The sequence below is a fragment of the Curvibacter sp. EU05-FHT14A10 genome (assembly GCF_058791075.1).
The window spans coordinates 1-23,894 of sequence record NZ_JBYTDE010000034.1; the positions used below are offsets into that span (position 1 = coordinate 1).

Below are 23,894 nucleotides of genomic sequence, written 5' to 3' on the forward strand. Positions count from 1 at the left end.
GTGCGCGACCTGCGCCAGCCCTTTGGCGGCACCAAGGCCAGCGGCACCGGGCGCGAGGGCGGCACCTGGAGCTACGAGGTGTTCTGTGAACCGAAGAACATCGCCGTGTCGCTGGGCAGCCACCACATCCCCCACTGGGGAGTTTGATGTGCCCCCCTGAGTCGCCTGCGGCGCCATCCCCCAGGGGACGACACCAGCGGCCTGGCAAAGCCAGCTCCGCGGTGTCTGCTGGTATGGCTTGCTCCGCAGCCTTCTGAATCAGGGGCTTGCAGACGCCTCCGGCGCAACTCAGCGTCATCAATTTCTATCTTTTTGCCACGAAACAAGTCACAACCAAAGGAGTCAACCATGGGCCAACTCGCGCTTGCCGCCAAGATCACCCACGTCCCCTCGATGTACCTGAGCGAGCTGGACGGCCCGCACAAGGGCTGCCGCCAGCCTGCCATCGACGGCCACCTTGAAATCGGCCGCCGCTGCCGTGAGCTGGGCGTGGACACCATCGTGGTGTTCGACACCCACTGGCTGGTCAACTCGGGCTATCACATCAACAACGCAGCGCACTTCAAGGGCATCTACACCAGCAACGAGCTGCCGCACTTCATCAAGAACATGCCGTACGAGTACGACGGCAACCCGGCTCTGGGTGATCTGCTGGCCCGGGCGGCCACAGCGGCCGGCGTGCCCACCCGCGCCCACTCTGACACCACACTGAATCTGGAGTACGGGACCCTGGTACCCATGCGCTACATGAACGCCGACCGCCGCTTCAAGGTGGTGTCGGTGTCGGCCTTGTGCACGGTGCACAACCTGGCTGACAGCGCTCGCCTGGGCCGCGCCATGCGTGAGGCCGTCGAACGCGACTACGACGGCAAGGTGGCCTTCTTTGCCAGCGGCTCGCTGAGCCACCGCTTTGCCCAGAACGGCGTGGCCGAAGAATACATGCACAAGATGTGGAGCCCCTACCTCGAAGAGTTCGATCACCATGTGGTCGAGATGTGGAAGAAGGGCGACTGGAAGACCTTCTGCGCCCTGCTGCCCGAGTACGCCGACAAGGGCCATGGCGAGGGCTTCATGCACGACACCGCCATGCTGCTGGGCGCCCTGGGCTGGGATGCCTACAGCGCTGGCGTCGAGGTGGTGACCCCGTTCTTCCCCAGCTCGGGCACCGGCCAGATCAACGCCATCTTCCCCGTGCAGCCGCTGACGGCACCCGTCGTCGCCTGAGCCCCTCGCCCAACCCACTCCCGCCCCCAGCACGCACACCCATGTTGTCCCCAGAGACCCTGCAATCGCTCGCCCGCGAGCTTCAAGAGGCGCGCCGAACCCGTGCCCCGTTGCGCCATTTTTCGGCCCGCCACCCCGCCATGACGATCGAGGACGGCTACGCCATCCAACGCGAGTGGGTCAAGCTCGAGCTGGCCGCCGGCCGCCGCATCAAGGGCCGCAAGATCGGCCTGACCTCGCGCGCCATGCAGATGGCCAGCCAGATCACCGAGCCCGACTACGCGCCCTTGATGGACGACATGTTCTTTGACAACGGCACCGACATCCCGGCCGCCCGCTTCATCGCACCGCGGGTGGAGGTGGAGCTGGCCTTCATCCTCGGCAAGCCTCTCAAGGGCCCCGAGGTGAGCCTGTTCGAAGTGCTGTCGGCCACCGACTACGTGGTGCCCGCCATCGAGATCATCGATGCCCGCATCGAGCAGTTCGACCGCGAAAGCGGCGCCCCGCGCAAGGTGTTCGACACCATCTCCGACTTTGCCGCCAATGCCGGCGTGGTGCTGGGCGGCCGCCCGGTCAAGCCACTGGACGTGGACCTGCGCTGGGTCGGCGCCCTGCTGCACAAGAACGGCGTGATCGAAGAGACCGGCCTGGCCGCCGCCGTGCTGAACCACCCCGCCACCGGCGTGGCCTGGCTGGCCAACAAGATCGCCCCGCACGGCGAGCAGCTCAACGCGGGCGACGTGGTGCTGGCCGGTTCGTTCACGCGGCCCACAGCGGCCAAAGCCGGCGATGCCTTCCATGCCGACTACGGCCCGCTGGGCTCGGTGTCTTTCCGTTTCGTGTGAGGCCAACGATGCAAGCCCTGAGCCCCAACCTGTTCAAACGCGCCCTGCAACAGGGCCAGACCCAGATCGGCCTGTGGGTCGGCCTGGCCGACGACAACGTGGCCGAGGCCCTGGCCGGCTGCGGCTTTGACTGGCTGCTGCTGGATGCCGAGCACGGCCCCAACGATGTGCGCACCGTGCTGTCGCAACTGCGCGCCGTGGCGCCCTACCCCGTGCACCCGGTGGTGCGCCCGGTGGAAGGCCGCACCGCCTTGGTCAAGCAGTACCTCGATGTGGGTGCCCAGACCCTGCTGGTGCCGATGATCGACAGCGCCGAACAGGCGCGTGAGATGGTGCGCGCCATGCGCTATGCCCCGGCCGGGGTGCGCGGCATGGGGGCGGCCCTGGCACGCGCCTCGCGCTGGAACCAGGTGCCGCAGTATGTGCACCTGGCCGACGATGAGATGTGCCTGCTGGTGCAGGCCGAAACCACCGAGGCCCTGAGCCACCTGGCCGAGATCGCCCAGGTGGAGGGTGTGGACGGCGTGTTTTTTGGGCCGGCCGACCTGTCGGCCTCGATGGGCTACCGCGGCCAGGCCAACCACCCCGCCGTGCAGCAGGCCATCACCGAGGGCATTGCCACGGTGCGGGCTGCCGGCAAGGCGGCCGGCATCCTGATGGCCGACCCGGTGCAGGCCCGCCACTACCTGGCCGCCGGCGCGCAGTTCGTGGCCGTGGGCGTGGACACCACCTTGCTGGTGAACGCCGCCACCGCCCTGGCCCGCAGCTTCAAGCCTGCCACCGAAACCACCCTGGCTGCCGCACCGGCCGGCAGCAGCCCCTACTGAACCACCAAGCCCATGCTGACCCTGCAAGACCCCAGCCTGCTGAAGCAGGCCAACCTGATCGATGGCCACTGGGTGGCCGCCCGCAACGGTGCCACGCTGCCCGTGCACAACCCGGCCACAGGCGAGCTGCTCGCCCACATACCCGACGTGGGTGCCGAACAGACCCGCGAGGCCATTGCGGCCGCGCAGGCCGCCTTCCTGCAATGGAAAGAGCGCAGCGCCGAAGACCGCGCCCGCATCCTGCGCCGCTGGTTTGAGCTGATGCTGCAGCACCAGGACGATCTGGCCCTGCTGATGACCCACGAGCAGGGCAAGCCCCTGGCCGAAGCGCGCGGCGAGATCGCCTACGCGGCCTCTTACATCGAGTGGTACGCCGAGGAGGCGCGGCGCGTGTATGGCGAGATCATCCCCTCGCCCTGGCCCGACAAGCGCCTGCTGGTGACGCGTGAGCCCGTGGGCGTGTGCGCCGCCATCACGCCCTGGAACTTCCCGGCCGCCATGATCACCCGCAAGGTGGCCCCGGCCCTGGCCGCGGGCTGCACCATCATCGTGAAGCCGGCCACCCAGACCCCGCTGAGCGCCCTGGCCATGGCCGAGCTGGCCCAGCGCGCCGGGGTGCCGGCGGGGGTGTTCAACGTGCTCACGGGCGGGGCCCGCCCCATCGGCGCCGAGCTGACGGCCAGCCCGCTGGTGCGCAAGCTGACCTTCACCGGCTCGACCGAGGTGGGCCGCCTGCTGGCCGCCCAATGCGCGCCCACGCTCAAGAAGCTGTCGCTGGAGCTGGGTGGCAATGCGCCCTTCATCGTGTTCGAAGACGCCGACCTGGACCAGGCCGTGATCGGCGCGCTGGCCTCCAAGTACCGCAACACCGGGCAGACCTGCGTGTGCGCCAACCGCTTTCTGGTGCACGACAGCGTGTACGACGCCTTTGCCGCCAAGCTGGCGGCGGCCGTGCGGGCGCTCAAGGTGGGCAACGGGCTGGAGGCCGATGTGGGCCAGGGCCCGTTGATCGACGAGCCGGCGCTGGCCAAGGTCGAAGAACTGGTGGCCGACGCGGTGGCCGGGGGCGCCCAGGTGCTGACCGGGGGCCAACGCCATGCCCTGGGCCGCACCTTCTACGAGCCCACCATCCTGACCGGGGTGAGCCCGGCCATGCGCCTGGCCCAGGAGGAGATCTTCGGCCCCGTGGCCCCGCTGTTCCGCTTCCACACCGAGGCCGAAGCCCTGCAGATGGCCAACGACACCGAGTTCGGACTGGCCGCGTATTTCTACACCCGCAACTCGGCCCGGACCTGGCGCGTGGGCGCCGCCCTGCAGTACGGCATGGTGGGCATCAACTCGGGCCTGATCTCGACCGCGGTAGCGCCCTTCGGCGGCATCAAGCAGTCGGGCTATGGGCGCGAAGGTGCACGCCAGGGCCTGGAAGAGTACCTGCACACCAAGTACCAGTGCATGGCCTGAAGCCGGCAGCCCTTTCAGTTTTCCGATTCCAGCCACCCTTCACAAAAAGAGAGACACCATGACAAGCACCCGGAGACTTTTCACCACCTTCTCGCTGGCGGCCGCCAGCCTGCTCGCCCTGGGGCAGGTCCAGGCCCAGCCCAACAGCTACCCCGCCAAGCCGATCCGCTGGGTGGTGGGCTACCCTGCCGGTGGCGGCACCGACTTTCTGGCCCGCACCGTGGGCGCCCAGTTGTCGCGCCAGCTTGGCCAGCCCATCCTGGTGGACAACCGCCCCGGAGCCGGCGCCTCCATCGCCGCCGACAACGTGGCCCACTCGCCGGCCGACGGCTACACGATGCTGTCGGCCGACAACGGCGTGCTGATCTACAACCCCGTCCTGTACAAGAAGCTGCCGTACTCGGCTGACAAAGACTTCGGTACCGTGGGCATGATGGGCCGTTCGCCGCTGCTGATCGTGGCCTCGCCCCAGGCCGGCCTGGCCGACGCCAAGGCCTTGCTGGCCGCGCTGCAGCGCAGCCCGGGCGAGCTGAGCATTGCCACCGCCGGCCAGGGCAGCCCGCACCACCTGGCGCTGGAGCTGTTCCAGCGTGAGTTTGGCGTGAAGATGCTGCATGTGCCCTACAAGGGAGGTGCCCCGGCCTTGCAGGACGTGATGGGCAACCAGGTGCCGCTGATGATGCTGGACCTGCCCAGCGGCATCAGCGCGGTCAAGGCCGGCAAGGTGGTTCCCCTGCTGGCCCTGTCGGGCGAACGCATCCCGCAGTTGCCCCAATTGGTCACCGCGCGTGAACTGGGCCACCCCGCGGTCGAGGCCTACACCTGGCAAGGCCTGGTGTTGCCGGCGGCCACACCCAAGGAGATCGGCGCCCGCCTGGGCACTGAGCTGCAAAAGGCCATGGCCGATGCCGGCGTGCGGCAGAAGCTGTTCGATGCCGGCTGGGAGGCCCGCCCGGCCGACGCCGCCGACATGAACCGCCTGATCGACAGCGAGCGCAAGAAGTGGCAGCCGCTGATCAAGGCCCTGGGCATCACACTGGATTGATGCGCCCACCAGCCCGGTGCGGCCGCCGTGCCGGGCCTTGACTTGAACCATCGCCCAATCGGCACCCAGGGCAGGCCACTGTCCGCCGAACCGAGAGACCGCCGGCCTCTTGCCATCCAGACGGCTCAGGCTGGTGTGGCGGCCGGGCTAGGGCTGCGTTAGGATCCAAGCCAACAGCCCCTAAGAGAGTCTTCCAGCCCCATGACGACCAGTATCCAGTTTCGGCTCCGAATCCGACGCGAAGAAGAAATCGCCATTGGGCCTGGCAAGGTCCAACTGCTGGAGGCCATCGAGCGCACCGGCTCGATCTCTGCGGCTGGGCGAGAGCTCGACATGTCCTACCGGCGCGCCTGGCTGCTGGTCGACGAGCTCAACCGAAGCCTTCAAGCGCCCGCGGTGATGACCTCGGCAGGGGGTAGCCGAGGCGGTGGAACCAGCCTCACGGCGGTCGGCCAGGAAATCGTGAAGCGCTACCGCGAGATCGAAGCCAAGGCCGAACTGGCCGCCCGGGCCGACCTCAAAAAGCTGCTCAAGCTCCTGCGCCCATGAACGACGATGCGGTTCACTGCCGTCCGATCGGCGTGGTGCGCAGCCGCTTCACCGACCCCATTGGCATGCCCGTCCAAACGGCTGGTGCCCCGCATGAAGTGGCCTGCCTGGAGGTACACGAGGCCTTTGAGGCCGGGCTTCGCGACATCGAGGGCTTCGAGTTTGTCTGGCTGATCACCCATCTGCATCAGGTGCAGGTCGAGCGCCTGGAGGTCGTTCCCTTTCTGGACAACGAGAGTCACGGTGTGTTCGCCACCCGGGCACCGGCCAGACCCAACCGACTGGGTCTGAGCCTGGTTCGACTTCTGCGCCGAGAAGGCCGCTTGCTGCACTTCGCCGGCAACGACATGCTGGACGGCACGCCCGTGCTGGACATCAAGCCCTATGTCCCCAAGTTCGATGCACGCCAGACGGAACGTGTGGGCTGGTTCGCCAAGAACCTGCCCAGCCTGGAGCAGACGCGATCAGATGCTCGGATGAGCTCAGAGCACCCTAGTTAAGCGCCTGCAGACCGGGCCGCCTGGCACTTTGCAGAGCGATCGCCAGATCTTGTGCATCCACGGCTTTCAGCAAGAGGGATTGGACAGAGCCATCGGGCCCCAGGAAGCTCAGCACCACCTCATCGGAGCCCATGACAGCTTCAAGCGCCCATTCCTCGATCTGAAACGCTGATCTGGCTTGGGTGTCGCAGGTGACCGCCGCGCGCACCCAGACGGTTTGCTCGCCACCACCCCCTCCTCCTTCAAGGCCCGCCAAGGGCTGGCGGCTCCCGAACGGAGCCGGGACCAGGGCCTCGCCCCATGGGGCTGGTGCTGGGTCTTCCCGTGCCTCGCTTGCCGCGGCGGGGAGCGTGTCGATGCCAGAGTGGGATGACTGCATGAGGATCGTGAAGTTCGCCAGGGTCGTTGTATTTTTCAGTATATAGGCCTTGTTGCGTATACGACAAGTTACCGGGGCCTTGTTGCCAGGGGGCGGGACGTGGCTTCTCAATTTCGCTATAGTCACTCGCTATAGCCATTCAGATATAACGAGTGAGCACGGACCCGCCTGTTTCAACGCCTCGTCAGGACGAACTCATGTTGAAAGCCCTCCCCACCGAACGCTCGGCCCCCGTCGGCCTGTTCTCACCTGCGCGACCGGACATGGCGCGGCGTGGCAGCTACCTGCCCTGGACAGGGGCCGGCGCCGCCCCAGGCTGCTGCGACAGCGGCGACGGGTCTGCCGCCCAAGGCGGGGCGATCGCGGCCCGGCCCACGCGGGCCAGACTGAAGGACCTGAAATCGTCCATGCATTGTTCGGTGATTGGAACCTGCCTGGGCGGGGCTGAACTGCGCAAGCTGGTAACCCGGCTGCAGGGCGTGCCTGCGTCGCAACTGACCGAGCTGGAGGTGCACCATGCCGCCGTTGAACAGGCGGTGGCGGGTGGCGATGGGGCCAAGCTGCTCAACAAGATGCTGGATCAACAGCATGCGCTGCACATCCAGCGCTTTGCCATGCCGAAATCCACCACGGAACTGGAACAGGCCTGGCGCGGCAGCGTGCAAGACGCCGACATCCCGGGCCCCTATTGGGCCTTGATGACCCACCCCGCGGCAACCGAGGATCTGCGCAAACTGATGTTTGGCGAGGTGCACATGCTGTCGCACCTACAAGGGGTTGGAAATCGGGCTGATCTGGTGCGCTTGCGCACGCTCGAACTGGAGAACGCCGAGTTGCGCCGTCAACTGGATGAGCAACAGGAACGCCTGCAGCGGCAGGCGCAGCGGCATCAAAAAGGCCAGCAATTGCTGGAGCAACAGCGGGTCCAGCAAGCCGCCCTGGCACGTCAGGCAGAGTTGCAGCCCGGCTCGACGCGGCATGCCACGCTGGAGGATCTGCACCATCGCCTGATCAAGCTGAGCCAGGAGCGCGATTGGTCGCAACAGACGCTGGACCGTCGAGACCAGGAACTGGCAACCCTTCAGACCGAGACCGATCGCCTGCAAGAGCAAGCCGACGGGTACGCACAGTTGTGCCGTTCGTTGCGGGCTGAAGTAGCGGCGCTGGAATCCACTTTGAATGCCCAAACGCCAGCGCAGGCGCCCAGCCCCGCCCAAGCCTGGCAAGGGGCTCGTGTGCTTTATGTGGGTGGCCGGCCCAGCTCCAACGGCACCCTCCAGCGCCTGGCCAAAGATGCAGGCCTGGAGCTGATCGTCCATGACGGAGGGCTGGAAGACCGCAAGGGCCTGCTGCCCGGTCTGGTGCCCGGCTGTGATCTGGTGCTGCTGCCCGTGGATTGCGTCGATCACGACTCCATGAATGTGCTCAAGCGCCTGTGTGTGCGCCACGGCGTGCCGTTTCGCCCGCTTCGCACAGCAGGAATCGCCAGCTTCTTGGCCGCGCTGGAGGCACCGCGGGACAAGCACGCCCAGGTTCCGATCCGGCGCAACACCTTGTGCATCCGCCACGCATGACGGCATGGGATGAGTCCAGGCGACCCATCAAGCCAAGACGCATTGACAGAAAGAGCGAAGATGGAATTCGAGGAACTGAGCGCCCTGATCTGCCTTGCCCAGAAGCAGGACTGGCAGGCTGCGGCGTCTGCGAGTGGCTTTTCGGTCTATGGCCTTCGTGAAATCATCGCCAGGCTCGAATCCCGCTATGAACAAGCCCTGGTGCATTCTGGCGACTCATTTGAAGGTTTCACCCCGTCTGGCGAGCTGCTTCTGGACTGGGCCAGGGAGTTCTGTTTTCAATCGAGCGATTGCCGGGAACGATTTGGCAATGCCTCTCGGCAGACCCTGGTGGAGGTTCTGCTGGAACGACGCTCCGTGTCCCCCAAACGCCTATGTGCCCCCGGCCCCAGTGCTGCGGACCTGCATTTGATCGTCCAAGCCGGGCTGCATGCGCCTGACCACGGTAGCCTTCACCCTTGGCGACTGCTGGATTTTCAGCCCGAGCACCGACAGGCCCTTGCGGATTGTTTCGAAAGAGAAAAGCGCCGACGGGACCCGCTCGCGCCTCAAAAAGACATTGAGCGGGCCAGGGAGCACGCCACCCGCCCACCCGCCTTGTTGGCCTTTGTGGTCTCGCCCAAGACCAGGACCCAGGTGCCGGTGCGAGAGCAGTGGCTGTCCGCCGGTGCTGCACTGGGCAATGTGCTCCATGCAGCTCACCAACTGGGGTTCGGGTCCATCGTGCTCAGCGGGGAGCGTTGCTTCGACCCGGTCCTGTGCAACGAACTGGGTATCCAGCCCCAGGAGTTCCTGGCTGGGTTCATCAGCCTGGGCTCGATCGCCGAGCTGCCCCCCGCTCGACGTGCGACGGACTTCACAGAAGTGATCTCGGATTGGGTTCCACCTTTGGAAGCATTGAGCACTCCCGTGCAAGCAAATGCCCCAGTGGCGCCAGCGCGCAGCGTCGGCGCCACTGGGGCATCAAAGGGCTTCGGCTGATCGAGGCCCCGAATGCGAACCGCCAAACGAGCAGGTGCCGCTGGGGCTACTGTCCTGCCGGATGGCACACCTATGACGCATCGCCCACCGGCTCACAGGGAACGTAGAAAGCGCAGCAAGGCGGCGCGCTCTGCGGCAGGCAGTCGCAGGTAGCGCTGGCGTGCCACACGCGCCTCGCCGCCATGCCACAGGATGGCCTCTTCGGGGCTGCGGGCCCGGCCATCATGCAGCCAGCCCACCTGCTCATTCAGATCTTGCAGCAGGCCCAGCCCCCACAAGGGGGCGGTGCGCCATTCGCGCCCCGTGGCCAGGTGGTCGGGGCGGTCATCGGCCAGTTGGGGGCCCATGTCGTGCAACAGCAAGTCGGTGTAGGCCGCTGCCAAGGGGGCGTTGACGCGCGCAAACCGAGGGTGGGGCCCGCTGGGCAGCGCAGGCAGATGGCACACCGCACAGCCAGTGCGGCTGAACAGCCATTCGCCACGACGCACCTCGGGGTGGTCTGGCTCACGCCGGGGCGGTGGCGCCAGGTGGGCCAGGTAGAACTCAACCTGGCGCAGTTGCTCATCATCGACCTCAGGCTGCCCGCCAGAGGGGGCGGCACGGCAGGCCGTCTGTGCGGGTTGGCAATTGTCGGCCGGCAGCAAGGAGGTGGTCAGGCCCATGTCCCCCTGAAAGGCGCCGGCGATCTGCTGCCGCAGACCCGGGGCGTTGGCCTTCAGGCCAAATCGGCCCACGGTGGCCTGCTGGCGGGCGATGTCCCAGACCCGGTTGACACGCCCCTTCACGCCGTCGGGTTTGCGCTCGGCCTGCCGCGCCAGCAGCACGGCCTCGGGCACGGCCTCCAGCAAACCCAGGCCGGCCACCGCAGGCGACACCCGGGCCGACATCTGCACGCCCGCCAGTGGCCCGTAGGCCAGTTCAGACAACGTCCACTGCGGTTGCCGCAGCAGCACCTGCTGCCCATCGGCCAGTGTCACGCGTCGGGTCTGCCAACGGACCTGGGCCCGCCCCTCGCCCGGCACGCCGGCAATGCCCTCTTCGTTCAATTGATCGCCGTACACCGGGTGCGGCCTGGGCCCGCCGTGGGGGCCCAGGCCCGGCACGGACAAGCGCATGAGCATGCTTTGCATGCGTTGCGACGGCCCCTCGGGCGCGCCCCCCCGACCGTTCTTGGCGTGGCAGGAGATGCAGGCCAGGCGGTTGTACAAAGGCCCCAGACCATCGAGACGACTGTCGCCCGCCGGGGCCACGATCCAGCTCTGGCGGAACAGGGCGCGCCCGTCCTGGAATCGACGCAGGTCCTCGGCCTCCAGGCCGGGCAAGGGCTGACTCAGTGCCTCTCGGTCCAGCGGCACAGGCTGTCCAGACGACACGGGCAGCGCGTTTTCAGCCGCTGTTGAAACAGCGGCGCAGGCGGCCAGGGCGATCAGCAGCCCGTCTCTGAACCGCGTCAGGCGGACCATCGGCCTCATGCGCCGGCCTGGTCCAGCCAGCGGGCGGCGTCGGCCCGCTGCTGCCGGGCGCTGGTGGCCCAGCCGGCCTCGATGCCCGACAGCGCCGGGGGGTTGGCCCCCTCCAGCCGGCTGGCAAAGAGGCGCTGCAGGGCGGGGTCGGCCGCCTCGGCCTCGGTCAGCGGGGCGGTTTGCAGGCAGCGGCGGGCCTGCGCCACCGGCTGACCAGCCGCCTCACCGGCCAGCACCCGCCGCCACAGCTCGCGCAGCTCGGCCTGCGGCTCGACCAGCATCTGCTGAAACACGGCGCTGCTCAGCGCCAGGCGCGGCCGCGCCGCCTCGGCATCAAAGCGCTGCTGCCCCGCCTCGGCCGCCGCAAAGGGGTTGTAGGCGGCCGCCGCGGCACCGCCATAGGCGGCAGGGCGCACCGGCAGGCGACGGATGTCGGGGTGAGCCAACTGGGCTTGACCCTGCTCCGACAGCAGGAACCCGACCCAGGCCCGTGCTCCGTCGGGGTTGGTGCTTGCCCGCGTGATGGCCACGTGCGCCGGGTTGAGGCCGGTGTGGGTGGGATACACCAAGTCGATCTTGGCGCCGTTGGCGATGGCGGAGTTGACGAAGAAGTCGATCGACACCCCGACGGCACAGCGCCCGGAGGCCACCTCCTCCTGGACCAGGGTGGCGCCGCGGTCGATCAGCACCGCCTGGGCCGCGATCTGGCTCCAGAGGGCCCAGCCCTGCTCCCAGTCAAAAGCCTGCAGCACGATCTCGACGATGGGGGGTGCATAGCCCACCCGGGCCGGCACGGGCAGCGCGATCTGGCCGGCATACACAGGCTGGGCCAGGTCAGGCCAGTCGCGCGGGATGGGCAATTGCCGCTGGCTCAGCGCGGCCGGGTTGATGGCAAAGCCAAAGCCCGCCAACTCGGTAGCAGCGTAAAGATCCTCCGGGCCCCGCAGCGGGGTGCGGCCCACCTGGGCCGGCAGGCCCTGCCGGCCGAGCGCCAGCGCCTGCCAGACCCCCTCTTGCGCCAGGGCACCGAAGACGGGTGGCGAGGCCGCCCAATAGACATCCACACCGCTGGCCCGGGGTTGGCGCAGGTAGGGGGCGGCGTCGTGCGGCATGCGCCAGACCACCTTGAGGCGATAGGCCGGAAAGGCCTTCTCGAAGGCCGCCTCGAAGCGCGACACCATCTCATCGGGGTAACTGGTGAGCACCGTGACAGTGCTGGGTGCGGCCCGCAGGGGCAGCATCGGGGTCAGCGCCAGACCGGCTCCAGCAGCCAGCAACCATCGTCGGCGGGGAATGCTCATGGCCATGGATCGATCCTCAGAACACGTAGCGCAGGTTGGCAAACCAGGTACGCCCCGGGTTGGGAAAACCATCGGCCAGGAAGTAGTTCTTGTCGCCCAGGTTGTTCAGGCCGAACTCGGCCGACACGTTCTTGGCAGGCCGGTACACCGCCTTCAGATTGACCACGGTGAAGCTGGGCAGCTGCACGGTGTTGGAGACCCAGCGGCTGCTGTTGTATTCGACCCAGGCCACCAGGTCGACCGCGGCGGTGGGCCGGTACAGCGCGTTGGCGCTGATCTTGTGCCGCGGCACATCCGTCAGGCGTGTGGCGGGGTCACTCACGTTGCGCTGGTCCAGGTAGGTGTAGTTGCCGCCCAGATCCCAGTGCGCCGACACCGGCGTCTGCAGGCCCAGCTCCAGGCCAGAACTGCGCACCTGCCCGATGTTGCGGCGCTGGCACTTGCTGGTGCTGGTGCAACTGGCGCCGCTGCTGTACCAGGTCTGGATCTTGTTGCTGATGTCGCTGTAGAACAGCGCGGCCTGGGCCTTGGCGCCGGGCCAGGGCGTGCCTTGGTAGCCCAGCTCGTAATTGAGGGCCTGCTCGGGCTGCAGGTCGGGGTTCTCGATGTAGGTGCTCATCGACTGCGAGTAGCGATCGCTGAGCGTGGGCAGGCGCGACTTGCGCGCCACCGTCGCATAAAGGCGGGCCGTGGGCAACCAGTCGTGGAACAGGCCCAGCTGCGCGTCGTTGGCCGACTTGGCAGACGGCAGGCTGAGCCCGGTGTTGCTGGAGTTGTACAGGTGGTTGGGCCGCAGCTGGTGGTGTGAGGCTCCCCAGGCCAGCAACCAGCTGGGGCTGAGCTGGAAGTTGTCCTCCAGCCCGTACGAGCTGAGCGTGTCCTTGAAATCCTCAATGCCCACCGTGGCGCCGGAGGTGTCGTACTTGTTGTGCTGGTCCTGCTTGTAATGGGTGACCAGGCGCACGGTATGCCGCTCGAAGCGGGCCGACTCCAGCTCCAGCGAGCCGCCGTAGGTTCGGTCGTTGTAGACGCTGGGGCCGGTGCCGCCGCTGCTCAGCGTGGTGTAGCTGGCGTCCTTGTACATGTTGATGGCGTTGTCGAAGGCATCGCGGTACAGGCGCAGCTTGAGGGTCTCGTCGCGGCTGACCGCGGTGCGCGACACAAAGTACAGGCTCTCCTTGTTCCAGTAGGGCCACTGCCAATAGCGGGCCGACGCGGTGCTGGCCGTGGTGGACGGGGGCTGCCCCTTCTCACCGTTCTGGCGGTAGTAGCTGATCGCGTACTCGTCACTGGCGTTGGGCGTGAGGCCGAGCTTGAAGGACAGCTTGTCGTCCTTGCGGTAGGCGTTGTTGCGCTCGCCGCCGTTTTCGGTGGCGGTGGGCTTGAAGTCGGACGACAAGGGAAAGCTGTCGGCCTGAATGTACGAGGCCCCCGCCTGCAGGTACCAGAGCCCGCGGTTGGTGCCCACGTTCACCGACGCCTGGCGCTCACCGCCCGAACCGAAGCCCACCCGGGCATCGCCCTCAAAAGCCGCGCTGGGCTTGCGCGAGATCAGGTTGATGGCGCCGCCCAGCGTGTTGGGCCCATAACTCATCGAACTGAAGCCCTTGGCCACCTGCACGGCCGCCAGGTCAGCGGTGGTGAACCGGTTCAGGTCCACCAGGCCGTCGTAGGGGATGTAGACCGGGATGCCGTCGATGAACAGGCCCACCTGGCGCGAATCGAATCCGCGCACGAAGATGCGTTTCTCGTTCTTGGTGACATTGGACAGCGTCACACCCGACAGCAGGTCCAGGGCGTCGCCCACGTTGTCGCGGTTGAAACGCAGCATCTCTTCGCTGCTCACCACTGAACTCACCTGGTCTTCACCGATTTCGCCCACCTGCACCCTGGGGGCTGTCACGGTCACGGTGCCCAGCTGAAACGGGGTGGCCCGATAAGCCTCCTGGGCCCAGGCGGCTGGCGCCACCAGCAGGGCCAGCGCGGCCCCCACCCCCGTGTAGCAGCGCGCCGATGCGGCGCAACCCATCCCTTGCCGGATCCGGCTTTTTCTGGCCATGGAATCTCCCTCGTCGAATTGAGTGTTGTGTCAGGGCCGGGGCGCCAGAAGCCGTTGGCGCCACCCTGTTGTTCGATGTGAAGCGTCTCTCGCTATATTCACAAAAACATAGCCAAATTCTAACCACAGAAGCTCTGGCAGCCCTCGGCAGGCGCTGGGTACACTGGCGCCCCCGAGTCACACCCGCGTACCACCAGCGCCCCACCTGCGTCAAACCATGAACCACCGCCCCGCCCCTGCCCGCCTCAAGTCCACGCTGCTGGGCGCCTTTCTGGGTCTGGCAGGCCTGCTGCCCGTGGGGGCCCCATGCGCCGAGGCAGACGGCCTGGCACTGACCGAGGCCTTCAGCGGCGATGTGGGCCTGGCGCTGGTGCGCAGCGGAGCTGCTGCGCAAGGTGTGCCGGGCCACACCCGCGTGCTGCCCTACCTGAACTTCGAACAGGGGCGGCTGTTTGCCCGCATCGATACCTTTGGCATCAAGACCCTGCCCCTGGGTGCCGGCCATCTGGAGCTGCTGGGGCAGGTGCGCAGCGATGGCTACCACGGCGGCGGCTGGTCGGCGCGCAAAGACCCGGTACCCCTGGGGCTGGGCACGCTGCAGATCACGCCGGTGGGCGCCTTCGGCGTGAATGTGCTGCACGACTTCGGCGCCTCGGGCGGCACCCTGGTGCAGGCGCGCTACCTGGCCGAGCTGCCGCTGGGGCGAGTCACGCTGTACCCCGAATTGGGGCTGGAGCGGCAGTCATCGGGCTATACCCGCTACTACCTGGGCACGACGGCCGCCGATGCGGCTGCCGCAGGCCGGGCCTACCAGCCCGGTGCGGCCCTGAACCCCTATGTGGGCGGCTTGATCGAGCTGCCGGTGAGCGGCCCCTGGGTGCTGAACCTGTACCTGCGTCGGGTGTTCACCGACCGCAGCCTGGCCAACAGCCCCCTGGCCGGCCCGGGCCACCGGGATACGGCGCTGTTGGCATTGGCCTGGCGGTATTGAAACCCGGGCCGCCCAGGCTTGGCATTTTTGCTATCACTTCCTGCTTTTTGTGATCTGTTTTTATTCACTTGCGCTTCATAGACTTTTCTCGGGCCACAAGCAGCCCAAGAGAACTTCAACCAGGAGACAAGATGAAAAAGATAGGGTGGCTGATGCCAGCCATTGGCCTGACCGTGGGCGCCTCCGCCTGGGCGCAATCCGAACTGAGCCTGTACGGCACCCTGGACACTGGCGTGCTGAGCAGCCAGTTGCCCGGCCTGCGCGCCAATGAGCAGCTCACAGGGGGCTACCTGCCCAATTTCTGGGGCGTCAAAGGCATCGAAGACCTGGGAGGCGGCCTCAAGGCCCTGTTCCAGCTGGAGTCGGGCTTCAACCTGTCCAATGGGGCGTATGGGCAGTTTCCACCGTCCACCTCGTTCTTCAACCGGCAGGCCAACGTCGCCCTGAGCTCAGAGCTGGGCACCTTCAAGGTGGGCCAGCAGAACAACGTGGCGTTTCTGAGCATGCTGGCGGTGGACCCGCGCGGGGGCAGCAACCTGGGCAGCATCCTGCAGTACTGGGTGATGGGCAATGGCTCGACCTCGGACAGCAATGCCGTCAGCTACACCTCGCCCGATCTGGCGGGCCTCACGCTGCGTGGCGAGTACGCCTTCGGCAACGTGGCAGGCAACAACAGTGCGGGCTCGGGCACGCGCTGGGGGGCCGTGTACCGCCAACAGGCCCTGGTGCTGGCAGCAGGCGCCTACGCCCAGAAAGACCCCACCACCGGCACCCAGACCAACAAGGGCCAGGTCTGGGGGGCTGGCTACCAATGGGATGCGTTCACGCTCAAGGCCGACCTGGCCCGATTTTCGGGCGGCTTTCAAGTGGGCCCGGGGGGTTCGGTATCGCCTTCGCGCACGGGCGAGCTGAATGCCTATGGCCTTGGCGGCCGCTACGACTTCACCCCGCTCACCGCCTTCGATGTGGGCTATTACTCGGTCAAGGACCCGGGCAACACCACCCGCATCAAGGCGCAATCACTGGCGGTCGGGGCTTACCACCGGCTGTCCAAGACCCTGATGCTGTACGCCCAGGTGGTGGCCATCAACAACCAGGGCGAGGCCTCGGCCAAGTACCCGCTGCTGGTGAACACGGGCGCCAGCTCCAGCCCCGCCGGCTTCATGGCCGCCAGTGGTCACGGCCACCAGTACAACGTGGGCGTGCGGTACGCTTTCTGAGGCCGCGCAGCACGCCCCCGGCAGGCCAGCAGGCCACCAAGCCAGTGCCCTGATCAATCAGCACTGATCCTGCCCTGTTCGATGACCTGCTTCCACCGGGCATGTTCGCGGGCCTGGAACTCGGTGAACTGCTCGGGCGTGTTGCCGACCACCTCAAAGCCCAGGTCCAGCAACGGTTGCCGGACGGCCGGCTCGTTGAGGATGGACAGCACCGCGGCATGCAGGCGGGAGCGGACCTCGGCGGGCACCCCCTTGGGCAAGACCACTGCTTGCCACGAGTAGACCGTGGCGCCCTTGTAGCCCAGCTCGTCCATCGTGGGCACCTCGGGCAACAGCGGCGAGCGCTGGCTGCTGGTGATGGCCAGGGCACGCAGCTTGCCAGCGCGCAGATTGGGCAAGGCAGTGTTGATGTTCATGAACGAGGCGTCCACCTGGCCCCCGAGCAAGTCCTGCAGCGCGGGCACGCCGCCTTTGTAGGGGATGTGCAGGCCGGTGGTCCGCGTTTCGAGCCAGAACAGCTCGGCGGTCAGGTGATCGCTGGTGCCGTTGCCCGCCGAGGCAAAGCTCAGCTTGCCGGGTTGGGCCCGCATGCGCTCCAGCATCTGGGGCACGGTCTTGTCGGGTGAGGCGGCGCGCACCGCCAGCACATTGGGGGCCTGCACGAGCACGCTCAGGTCGTCAAAGTCTTTCAAGGGGTCATAGCCCAGGCCCGATTTCAAGTGGGGGCCGATCACCAAGGGGCCGAGCGAGGTCACCAGCACCGTGTGGCCGTCGGGCGAAGCCCGTTTCGCCACCGCCGTGCCGAGGGTACCCCCTGCCCCAGGCGTGTTCTGAACCACAAAGATGCCGCCCCCCAGCTTGGCGGGCAGGCGGTTGGCCAGGGTGCGGGCCACGGAGTCGGTGGTGCCACCTGGCGGAAAGGGCACGATCAGGGTGACGGGACGGTCACCGGGCCAGCCTTGGGCGTGAGCCAGCAAGGTGGTGCAGACCAGTGTGAATGCAGCAATCAGAGCTTTCATCATGTCTCCTCGGGTGGGTATCGTTCTCTGGCCTCAGGCCGAGAAGCTGGCTTGTTCGCGCGTCCAGTGGCGGGCCTGCTCGCTCAGCGAGAGGCCCAGGCCCGGGCGGATGGGCACCAGCATCCGCCCGTTGCGGATTTCGATGCGTTCGTTGAACAAGGGCTCCAGCCAGTCAAAGTGCTCCACCCAGCCTTCACGCGGATAGGCAGCCGCCAGGTGGATGTGCAGCTCCATCGCAAAATGCGGGGCCACCAGCAAACCGGCATGGTCGGCCTGGGCGGCCACCTTGAGGTAGGGGGTGATGCCGCCCAGGCGCGGCGCATCGGGCATCAGAAAATCCGCGGCCCGGTGGCGGATCAAGTCGATGTGCTCGGCAGCGCTGGTGAGCATCTCGCCGGTGGCGATCGGGGTGTCGAAAGCCTGGGCCAAGGCGGCGTGGCCCTCTTGGTCGTAGGCATCGAGCGGCTCTTCGATCCACACCAGGTTGAAGGGTTCGAACGCCCGGCACATGCGTTGCGCGGTGGGGCGGTCCCACTGCTGGTTGGCGTCCACCATGATGGCCACCCCCTCGCCCAGGTGGGAGCGCACCGCCTGCAAACGCGCCAGGTCCAGCCGGCCATCGGGTTGGCCCACCTTGAGCTTGATGCCGCCGATGCCCCGTTCGATCGAGGCCGCCGCATTGACCAGCAACTGCTCGGTCGGCGTGTGCAAAAAGCCGCCCGAGGTGTTGTAGCAAGGCACCGAATCGCGGTAGGCGCCCAGCAGCTTGGCCAGCGGCAATTGGGCGCGACGAGCCTTGAGGTCCCACATCGCCACGTCGAAGGCCCCAATGGCCTGGGTGGCCATGCCGCTGCGCCCCACCGAGGCACCGGCCCAGCACAGCTTGTCCCACAGCTTGCCGATGTCGCTGGCGTCTTCGCCCAGCAGGGTGGGCGCCACTTCACAGGCATGGGCAAACTGGCCCGGCCCGCCGGCCCGCTTGGCGTAGCTCAGGCCCAGGCCGCGCTGGCCATCGGCGGTTTCCATTTCGACAAACAGCATGGCCACCTCGGTCATGGGCTTTTGCCGGCCCGTCAGCACCTTGGCGTCGCTGATGGCTTGGGCCAGTGGCAGGTAGCAGGACGAAACCTGCAATCGGGTGATGCGTGAATCCATGGCTTGTTAACGTTAACAAATTGATTGAAAAAAGAAGCAGGCCGATGCCTGCCGACGCAAATGTTATCGTTAACATTGCTTCGATGCCTGGTGGTTTTCCCTGATCATTGGCCGATGTCCTCTACTCAGCCGCCCAAAGCCACCACCTTGCACGATGTCGCCCAGGTGGCCGGGGTGTCGTTCATGACCGTGTCACGCGCGTTGAACACGCCCGATCGTGTGTCACCCGCCACACTGGACAAGGTGCGCCAGGCGATTGCGGCCACCGGCTACATCCCCAACCTATTGGCCGGGGGCTTGAAATCCAGGCGCAGCATGACCGTGGTGGGCCTGGTGCCCATCATTTCGGTGGCCCAGTTTCTGCCCACCGTGCGCGCCCTGACCGAGGCCCTGGATGAGCAGGGCTACCAGTTGATCCTGGGCCAGATGGGCTACGACCACGCGCGGGAAGACAAGCTGATCACCACCATGATGGCGCGCCGCCCCGATGGCTTTGTGGTGATCGGCAAACTCAACTCTGCTGCCGCCCGCCAGCAACTGCACACCGCCGGCATTCCCGTGGTGGAGACCTGGGACCTGGTGCCCGACCCGGTGGACATGGTGGTGGGGTTTTCGCACCAGCAGGTTGGGCGGGCCGTGGCCGATCATTTTCTGGCGCGCGGCCTGACCCGCCTGGCCGTGGCCACCGGGGATGACGACCGGGCCCAAAGCCGGCTGGCCGGGTTTTTGGAGCGTGTGGGGCATGAGGTCCCCGTGGTGGTCAACCCCGCCCCCAGTAGCCTGGCGCACGGTCGCCAGGCCCTGACCGGCCTGCTGAAGCAAGACCCACAACTGCAGGCGGTGTATTGCAGCTCGGATGTGCTGGCACAGGGGATCCTGGTCGAGGCCGCCGCCAGGGGCCTGCGCATTCCGCAGGACCTGGCCGTGTGTGGCTTTGGCGATGCCGATTTTGCGGAACACCTGTTCCCCTCACTCAGCTCGGTGCGGGTGGATGGTGCATGGATCGGGCGCCAGGCCGCTCAGATGATGCTGGACCGCTGTGCCGGCAAAACGCCGCCTGAGCGCAGGGTGGACGTGGGGTTCAGTGTGGTGGCTCGGGCCTCGAGCGGCGGTTGAGGCCGGTTGGGCTGGGGGTTGCCGGTCATCCCTGCGGGCGGAACATGGACATCGTCATCGCATGGGAGGTCTTGTGTCCCGATGCGTTCTGCGACACACATCGCCCGTTCTTCAATTCAAAGTGATGTGGTTTCGATGGGCCAGGGCGTGGTATTTAGAAAGACTCTCGACAACAAAGGCCTGTGCCTGAGCTGGCGTCAGCCTTCCAGCCACCAGGCCGGAGGCCTCCAACGTCGCCTTGACTTCGGGCGCCTGCATGGCTTGACCGATCGCCGCATTGAGCTTGTCCAGGATGTCAGCGCTGGTACCCGCTGGCGTGGCTGCCACGAAGAACTGCGTGGCGTCATAGCCCTTGAGCCCGGCTTCAGACATGGTGGGCACGTCGGGCAAGCTGGAAATACGGAAGCTGGTCGTCACGGCATAGGCCTTCAATCGCCCCGCCTTGATATGCGGCAGCACGGGCGTGACCCCCAGCATTCCCAGTGCCACTTGGCCACCGATGACGTCGGTCACCGCCTGACCACCTCCTTTGTAGGGCACATGAACCATCTGGGTACCGGCCATGGTGTTGAACAACTCGCCCGCGAGATGCTGACCCGTACCGTTGCCCGAACTTGCGAAGCTCCAGGGCTCGGGGTTTTTCTTGATGGCCGCGATCAAGCCGGCCAGATTTGCTCGGGCTCCGGTGGCTGCCCCGACCAACACGATGGGGCCTTGCGACATCAGCGCGACTGCACTGAGTTCGCGCCCAATTTCGGGTTGACGCTGCACATGGAGGATGGGGCCAGGCACCGTCACCAGGGTGTAACCGTCGCTCGGTGACTTGGCCGCCAGTTGCAGACCCAGCGCACCCGAAGCGCCTGGTCGGTTATCAATCACGATGGCTTGACCAATCTTCTCTGACACAGCTTTGGCGACAGAACGGGTCAACACGTCGACAGACCCGCCGGGAACGAATCCCACGATCCAAGTGATGGGCTTGGCTGTTGGCCACGGAGTGACAGTGTCTGCGTGGGCGGCCAAGGTCACAGTCAGAACAAAAGCAGAAAGCAACCGAAGCGCGAAAATCTCGAAAGCTTTCATGAAACGACTCCTGTAAACAGTTTGGAAACGATGGCGCCGGGGCGAATGGCCCCCTCGCAGAATGGCGCTTTCTTATGCCGGATCCTTGGCGCCAGGCTGGGTGTGGGGGTGTGCCTCGGCACTTTCGTTGAATACCTTCACCATGCGCAGCATGGGCCCCAGCACCCAGGTGTTGTAGACAAGTACGTCGCCCTCCTCCTTGGGGTCGCGCGTGAGATTGAAGAGGTAAGGTGATTCCAGCTTCCCCTTCCCCTCGTTGACTTCCGGCTCCCAGTAAAAATGCAGTTTCCAGTCACGCCACTTGAGCGCGCGCATGTCCTGCTTGATGTAGAAGATGAATCCCTCCCGCGCAGATTTCGTTTGTTCGCCGAAGAGAAAGGCGCGTTGATCCACGCCGTCGATGGGCCGGTCTTCCGGGATCTCCGCACCGCCCACCCGCGCCAAGGTGGTGAAGATGTCGGTCACATGCACGATTTCGTTGCTGATGCCACCCGGTGCGATGCGCCCTGGCCAACGCGCAATGAATGGCACGCGCAGACTTCCTTCCATGGCCGTGTGGTAGGTGCCCCGCCAAGGCCCGGCCGTGCCACGATAAGGCTGGCGGAACTCAGGGCCGTTGTCGCTGCAGAAAACGAAGAGCGTGTTCTCGGCGATGCCCAGGCGGTCCACCTCGTCGATCACCTGGCCGACCCGGAAATCCATCTCTGCCATCGAGTCCGCGAAGTCCCCGTTGCCGGTGCTGCCGGAAAAATCCGCATGTGGCAGGGTGGGAAAGTGCAGATGGACCAGCGGCAGGTACAGGAAGAAGGGCTTCTTGTCTGCCGTGTGCCGTTGCATGAAGGCACAGGACCTGCGCACCAACTCTGCATCAATGCCGCGTCGAGACGCCAGGTCGTAGAGTTGGACCGATTCGGTTGGTTCTCCAGCCACGCCTTGCATGATGTAAGGCAGGTCAGCAACGCCGGGGTCATAGCCGATGCTGGAGGTGAACTGACTCTCGTCGGTGGTTCGCGGAATGCCGTACCACTCGTCAAAGCCCCGGTCAGAGGGGTATCGACCTGGCACGTCGCCCAGGTGCCATTTGCCGTAATGTGCGGTGGCATACCCCTGAGCGGACAACAGTTGAGCCAGGGTGATTTCCCATCGCGTCAGTCCTTGCGGCAAGCCGGGCGGCACCGACTGAAGGCTGCCGGTACGGATGGGATGGCGCCCAGTCATGAGAGCTGAGCGTGTAGGCACGCAGTCGCTCTCGACGTTGAAATTTTGTAACAACAGACCTTGGCTGGCCAGGGCGTCGATGCGGGGCGTGGGTGCGCCGCGCAGTGCGCCGCCCCCGTAGCAGCCCAATTCGCCCCAACCCAGGTTGTCGGCGACGATGAGAACAATGTTGGGATGGGTCATGGCAGGCAACAAAAGCTGGATGGCATCCATCATCTGGCCAGAGGCGTGCCGACATCATTCCTCAACACGCTACCAATGATTCCTCTTGGGCATTCATGAGCCCTCACGCCGTGATTTGTCCCGGAAATCAAGCACCAGGTCGCGGAAGTAGGTCATAAGGGGAGACCAGGTGGCTTGGGGATGGGACAACAACACCTGTGTGCGACGGATGTCGAGCTCAGGCACCGGTAAGGGTTGGACACGGCCCAGCCAGCCGCGCAGGACCGAGGACGGGATGATGGACACCAGGTTGGTGGAGATCAGCACCCCCATCGCGGCCTCAGAGGTGTACTCGGTCTCGATGCAGACCTGCGGCTGGGACACGCCAGCGCGCTCGAAGATGCTGAATACATGGCGTCGGGCCGCACTTTGCCCCGAGGGCATGATCCAGGCATAAGGTTCGAGGTCCTTCAGACTGACCTCGGGGTGGCGGGTCAGGGCATGGCCGGCCCGCACCACCACCCGCACCCGATCCTCATTGATTTCGAATTGTGAGCAACTGAGCGCCTGCCCTGGGTAAGACGGCACGACCGCCAGGTCCAACTCACCATCCTCTACAGCGGCATTCAGCGCGTCAGACTTACCAATGCTCAGTTTGAGCCTCATCGCGGGGCGCCGTCGCACCATTTCGGCGATGGCCTGCACCGCAAGGCTGTCGGCCGCGGGGCTGGTGATGCCGATGCGCAACAGGCCGGAGTGCTGAGCCCGCAGTTCGCCGGCTGTGCGCACCAATTCGAAATGCTGCGCCTCCCATCGGCGTGCCGCCTCCAGAAACAACTGCCCCTCGCCAGTGAGGCGGGCTCCATGGCCTCCACGCTGGAAGAGTTGGATACCGGCTTCCTCCTCCAAGCGCTTGATGGCCTTGGAGACCGAGGGCTGAGTCACACCGATCTGCTCGGCGGCCCGGCTGACACTGCCTGTGCGGACGACCGCGATGAAGGTAGAAATGTCATTGCGAGAGAAATTCATGCCCCGAGAGAATAACAAGGTGCAATGCACCGGATGCTTTTGTCGTGGGCACCTCGTACCTGTTCCCGTGGCTTGGGTTCGCATGACAGCGAACAAACAGGCCGGGACAGCGCCATGGCAGGCCAGCTACACCCAGTCAACCCAGATTCGACAATGAATCACGCATGTTGTTCATGGTCCTTTTTGCCGCAGGACTCATGTCGGCGCCAGCCCGGTGAACGATACCCATGGACCTGAGGGTAGATGCTCCCTGGCTGGAGGTTTGACATCAAATTTTCCGCATGTCTTGGGCGTCAAAACGGTATTTCTCCCCTCAGCATCCATTGACCATACTCAAGCCATAAAAAGGAGACAAGCGATGAACACCACCCGCCGCCAGTTTGCGGGCCTGCTGGGGGCCTCGGCCCTGGCCGGCCACAGCACTTTCGCACTGGCGCAGGACAAAGCCATCCGCGTGCTTGTGGGATACGCCGCAGGCGGCGCGGCCGACACCGTGGCCCGCGCCGTGGCCGAGGGTGTGCGGGGCCGCGGCTTCAACATGCTGGTGGACAACAAGGGCGGCGCGGGCGGTCGACTGGCCACCGAGGCCCTGATCGCCGCACCGGCCGATGGCACCACCCTGCTCATGACGCCCATGGGCAACCTGACCCTTTACCCCCACGTCTTCAAGTCCCTGTCGTACGACCCGCTCAA

Annotated in this window: 23 protein-coding genes; 14 read left to right on the forward strand and 9 right to left on the reverse strand. The window is 66.0% G+C overall.

What is annotated here, in order from left to right; translation table 11 throughout:
• The 8 genes from AC3WUT_RS29670 to tsaA form a co-directional block, all read left to right on the forward strand.
• On the forward strand, positions 1-147 hold a 147-nt coding region (locus tag AC3WUT_RS29670), incomplete at its 5' end, for an aldehyde dehydrogenase family protein (protein ID WP_492350691.1).
• 201 nt (positions 148-348) lie between these two features.
• Positions 349-1,224, forward strand: a complete 876-nt coding sequence (hpaD, locus tag AC3WUT_RS29675) for a 3,4-dihydroxyphenylacetate 2,3-dioxygenase (RefSeq protein ID WP_492350670.1) — start codon at positions 349-351, stop codon at positions 1,222-1,224.
• Between the two features lie 41 nt (positions 1,225-1,265).
• Positions 1,266-2,069, forward strand: a complete 804-nt coding sequence (hpaH, locus tag AC3WUT_RS29680) for a 2-oxo-hept-4-ene-1,7-dioate hydratase (RefSeq protein ID WP_492350671.1) — start codon at positions 1,266-1,268, stop codon at positions 2,067-2,069.
• Positions 2,070-2,077: 8 nt separating this feature from the next.
• Entirely contained in the window at positions 2,078-2,896 is an 819-nt protein-coding gene (gene hpaI, locus AC3WUT_RS29685) for a 4-hydroxy-2-oxoheptanedioate aldolase (RefSeq protein WP_492350672.1), read from the forward strand.
• A 12-nt stretch (positions 2,897-2,908) separates the two neighbouring features.
• Positions 2,909-4,357 (forward strand): NAD-dependent succinate-semialdehyde dehydrogenase, encoded by a 1,449-nt coding sequence (locus tag AC3WUT_RS29690; protein WP_492350673.1) that lies wholly within the window; start codon positions 2,909-2,911, stop codon positions 4,355-4,357.
• Positions 4,358-4,415: 58 nt separating this feature from the next.
• Complete coding sequence (locus tag AC3WUT_RS29695; protein ID WP_492350674.1) at positions 4,416-5,402, forward strand: Bug family tripartite tricarboxylate transporter substrate binding protein; 987 nt, start codon at positions 4,416-4,418, stop codon at positions 5,400-5,402.
• A 201-nt stretch (positions 5,403-5,603) separates the two neighbouring features.
• Complete coding sequence (locus AC3WUT_RS29700; protein ID WP_492350675.1) at positions 5,604-5,951, forward strand: winged helix-turn-helix domain-containing protein; 348 nt, start codon at positions 5,604-5,606, stop codon at positions 5,949-5,951.
• Positions 5,948-6,451: a tRNA (N6-threonylcarbamoyladenosine(37)-N6)-methyltransferase TrmO gene (gene tsaA, locus AC3WUT_RS29705; protein WP_492350676.1), complete on the forward strand. Its 504-nt coding sequence runs from the start codon at positions 5,948-5,950 to the stop codon at positions 6,449-6,451. Before AC3WUT_RS29700 ends, tsaA begins: the two co-directional genes overlap by 4 nt.
• Here tsaA and AC3WUT_RS29710 read toward each other — a convergent pair.
• Complete coding sequence (locus AC3WUT_RS29710; protein ID WP_492350677.1) at positions 6,444-6,707, reverse strand: hypothetical protein; 264 nt, start codon at positions 6,705-6,707, stop codon at positions 6,444-6,446. The genes tsaA and AC3WUT_RS29710 overlap by 8 nt on opposite strands.
• A 320-nt stretch (positions 6,708-7,027) precedes the next feature.
• On the opposite strand from AC3WUT_RS29710, the gene AC3WUT_RS29715 reads away from it, so the two are divergent.
• A complete protein-coding gene (locus AC3WUT_RS29715) occupies positions 7,028-8,404 on the forward strand; it encodes a DUF2325 domain-containing protein (protein WP_492350678.1) in 1,377 nt (458 codons plus the stop codon).
• A gap of 60 nt (positions 8,405-8,464) precedes the next feature.
• Positions 8,465-9,385 carry a nitroreductase family protein gene (locus AC3WUT_RS29720; protein ID WP_492350679.1) on the forward strand — a complete coding sequence of 307 codons (921 nt, stop codon included), beginning with the start codon at positions 8,465-8,467 and terminating at the stop codon, positions 9,383-9,385.
• 92 nt (positions 9,386-9,477) lie between these two features.
• On the opposite strand, the gene AC3WUT_RS29725 is transcribed toward AC3WUT_RS29720, so the two are convergent.
• From AC3WUT_RS29725 to AC3WUT_RS29735, 3 genes are read right to left on the reverse strand one after another with little or no spacing between them, the layout of a single operon-like run.
• Positions 9,478-10,857 carry a di-heme oxidoreductase family protein gene (locus tag AC3WUT_RS29725; protein WP_492350680.1) on the reverse strand — a complete coding sequence of 460 codons (1,380 nt, stop codon included), beginning with the start codon at positions 10,855-10,857 and terminating at the stop codon, positions 9,478-9,480.
• Positions 10,854-12,149, reverse strand: coding sequence for an ABC transporter substrate-binding protein (locus tag AC3WUT_RS29730; RefSeq protein ID WP_492350681.1), 1,296 nt, complete (start codon positions 12,147-12,149; stop codon positions 10,854-10,856). Before AC3WUT_RS29730 ends, AC3WUT_RS29725 begins: the two co-directional genes overlap by 4 nt.
• A gap of 16 nt (positions 12,150-12,165) precedes the next feature.
• Entirely contained in the window at positions 12,166-14,208 is a 2,043-nt protein-coding gene (locus tag AC3WUT_RS29735; RefSeq protein WP_492350682.1) for a TonB-dependent receptor plug domain-containing protein, read from the reverse strand.
• Between the two features lie 217 nt (positions 14,209-14,425).
• On the opposite strand from AC3WUT_RS29735, the gene AC3WUT_RS29740 reads away from it, so the two are divergent.
• Both AC3WUT_RS29740 and AC3WUT_RS29745 read left to right on the forward strand, forming a co-directional pair.
• Entirely contained in the window at positions 14,426-15,199 is a 774-nt protein-coding gene (locus AC3WUT_RS29740) for a MipA/OmpV family protein (protein WP_492350683.1), read from the forward strand.
• 131 nt (positions 15,200-15,330) lie between these two features.
• Entirely contained in the window at positions 15,331-16,419 is a 1,089-nt protein-coding gene (locus AC3WUT_RS29745; RefSeq protein ID WP_492350684.1) for a porin, read from the forward strand.
• 53 nt (positions 16,420-16,472) lie between these two features.
• On the opposite strand, the gene AC3WUT_RS29750 is transcribed toward AC3WUT_RS29745, so the two are convergent.
• Together AC3WUT_RS29750 and AC3WUT_RS29755 are read right to left on the reverse strand one after the other, a co-directional pair.
• Positions 16,473-17,438 (reverse strand): Bug family tripartite tricarboxylate transporter substrate binding protein, encoded by a 966-nt coding sequence (locus AC3WUT_RS29750; protein WP_492350685.1) that lies wholly within the window; start codon positions 17,436-17,438, stop codon positions 16,473-16,475.
• A gap of 33 nt (positions 17,439-17,471) precedes the next feature.
• Entirely contained in the window at positions 17,472-18,593 is a 1,122-nt protein-coding gene (locus AC3WUT_RS29755; RefSeq protein WP_492350686.1) for an L-talarate/galactarate dehydratase, read from the reverse strand.
• A gap of 114 nt (positions 18,594-18,707) precedes the next feature.
• Between AC3WUT_RS29755 and AC3WUT_RS29760 the strand changes: the two genes are divergently transcribed.
• Complete coding sequence (locus tag AC3WUT_RS29760) at positions 18,708-19,709, forward strand: LacI family DNA-binding transcriptional regulator (protein ID WP_492350687.1); 1,002 nt, start codon at positions 18,708-18,710, stop codon at positions 19,707-19,709.
• Between the two features lie 111 nt (positions 19,710-19,820).
• On the opposite strand, the gene AC3WUT_RS29765 is transcribed toward AC3WUT_RS29760, so the two are convergent.
• From AC3WUT_RS29765 to AC3WUT_RS29775, 3 genes are all read right to left on the reverse strand, one after another.
• Positions 19,821-20,792 carry a Bug family tripartite tricarboxylate transporter substrate binding protein gene (locus tag AC3WUT_RS29765; protein ID WP_492350688.1) on the reverse strand — a complete coding sequence of 324 codons (972 nt, stop codon included), beginning with the start codon at positions 20,790-20,792 and terminating at the stop codon, positions 19,821-19,823.
• Between the two features lie 72 nt (positions 20,793-20,864).
• A complete protein-coding gene (locus tag AC3WUT_RS29770) occupies positions 20,865-22,193 on the reverse strand; it encodes an arylsulfatase (RefSeq protein WP_492350692.1) in 1,329 nt (442 codons plus the stop codon).
• Between the two features lie 93 nt (positions 22,194-22,286).
• Positions 22,287-23,201: a LysR family transcriptional regulator gene (locus AC3WUT_RS29775; protein ID WP_492350689.1), complete on the reverse strand. Its 915-nt coding sequence runs from the start codon at positions 23,199-23,201 to the stop codon at positions 22,287-22,289.
• A gap of 358 nt (positions 23,202-23,559) precedes the next feature.
• On the opposite strand from AC3WUT_RS29775, the gene AC3WUT_RS29780 reads away from it, so the two are divergent.
• A partial coding sequence (locus AC3WUT_RS29780) for a Bug family tripartite tricarboxylate transporter substrate binding protein (protein ID WP_492350690.1) occupies positions 23,560-23,894 on the forward strand: 335 nt, incomplete at its 3' end.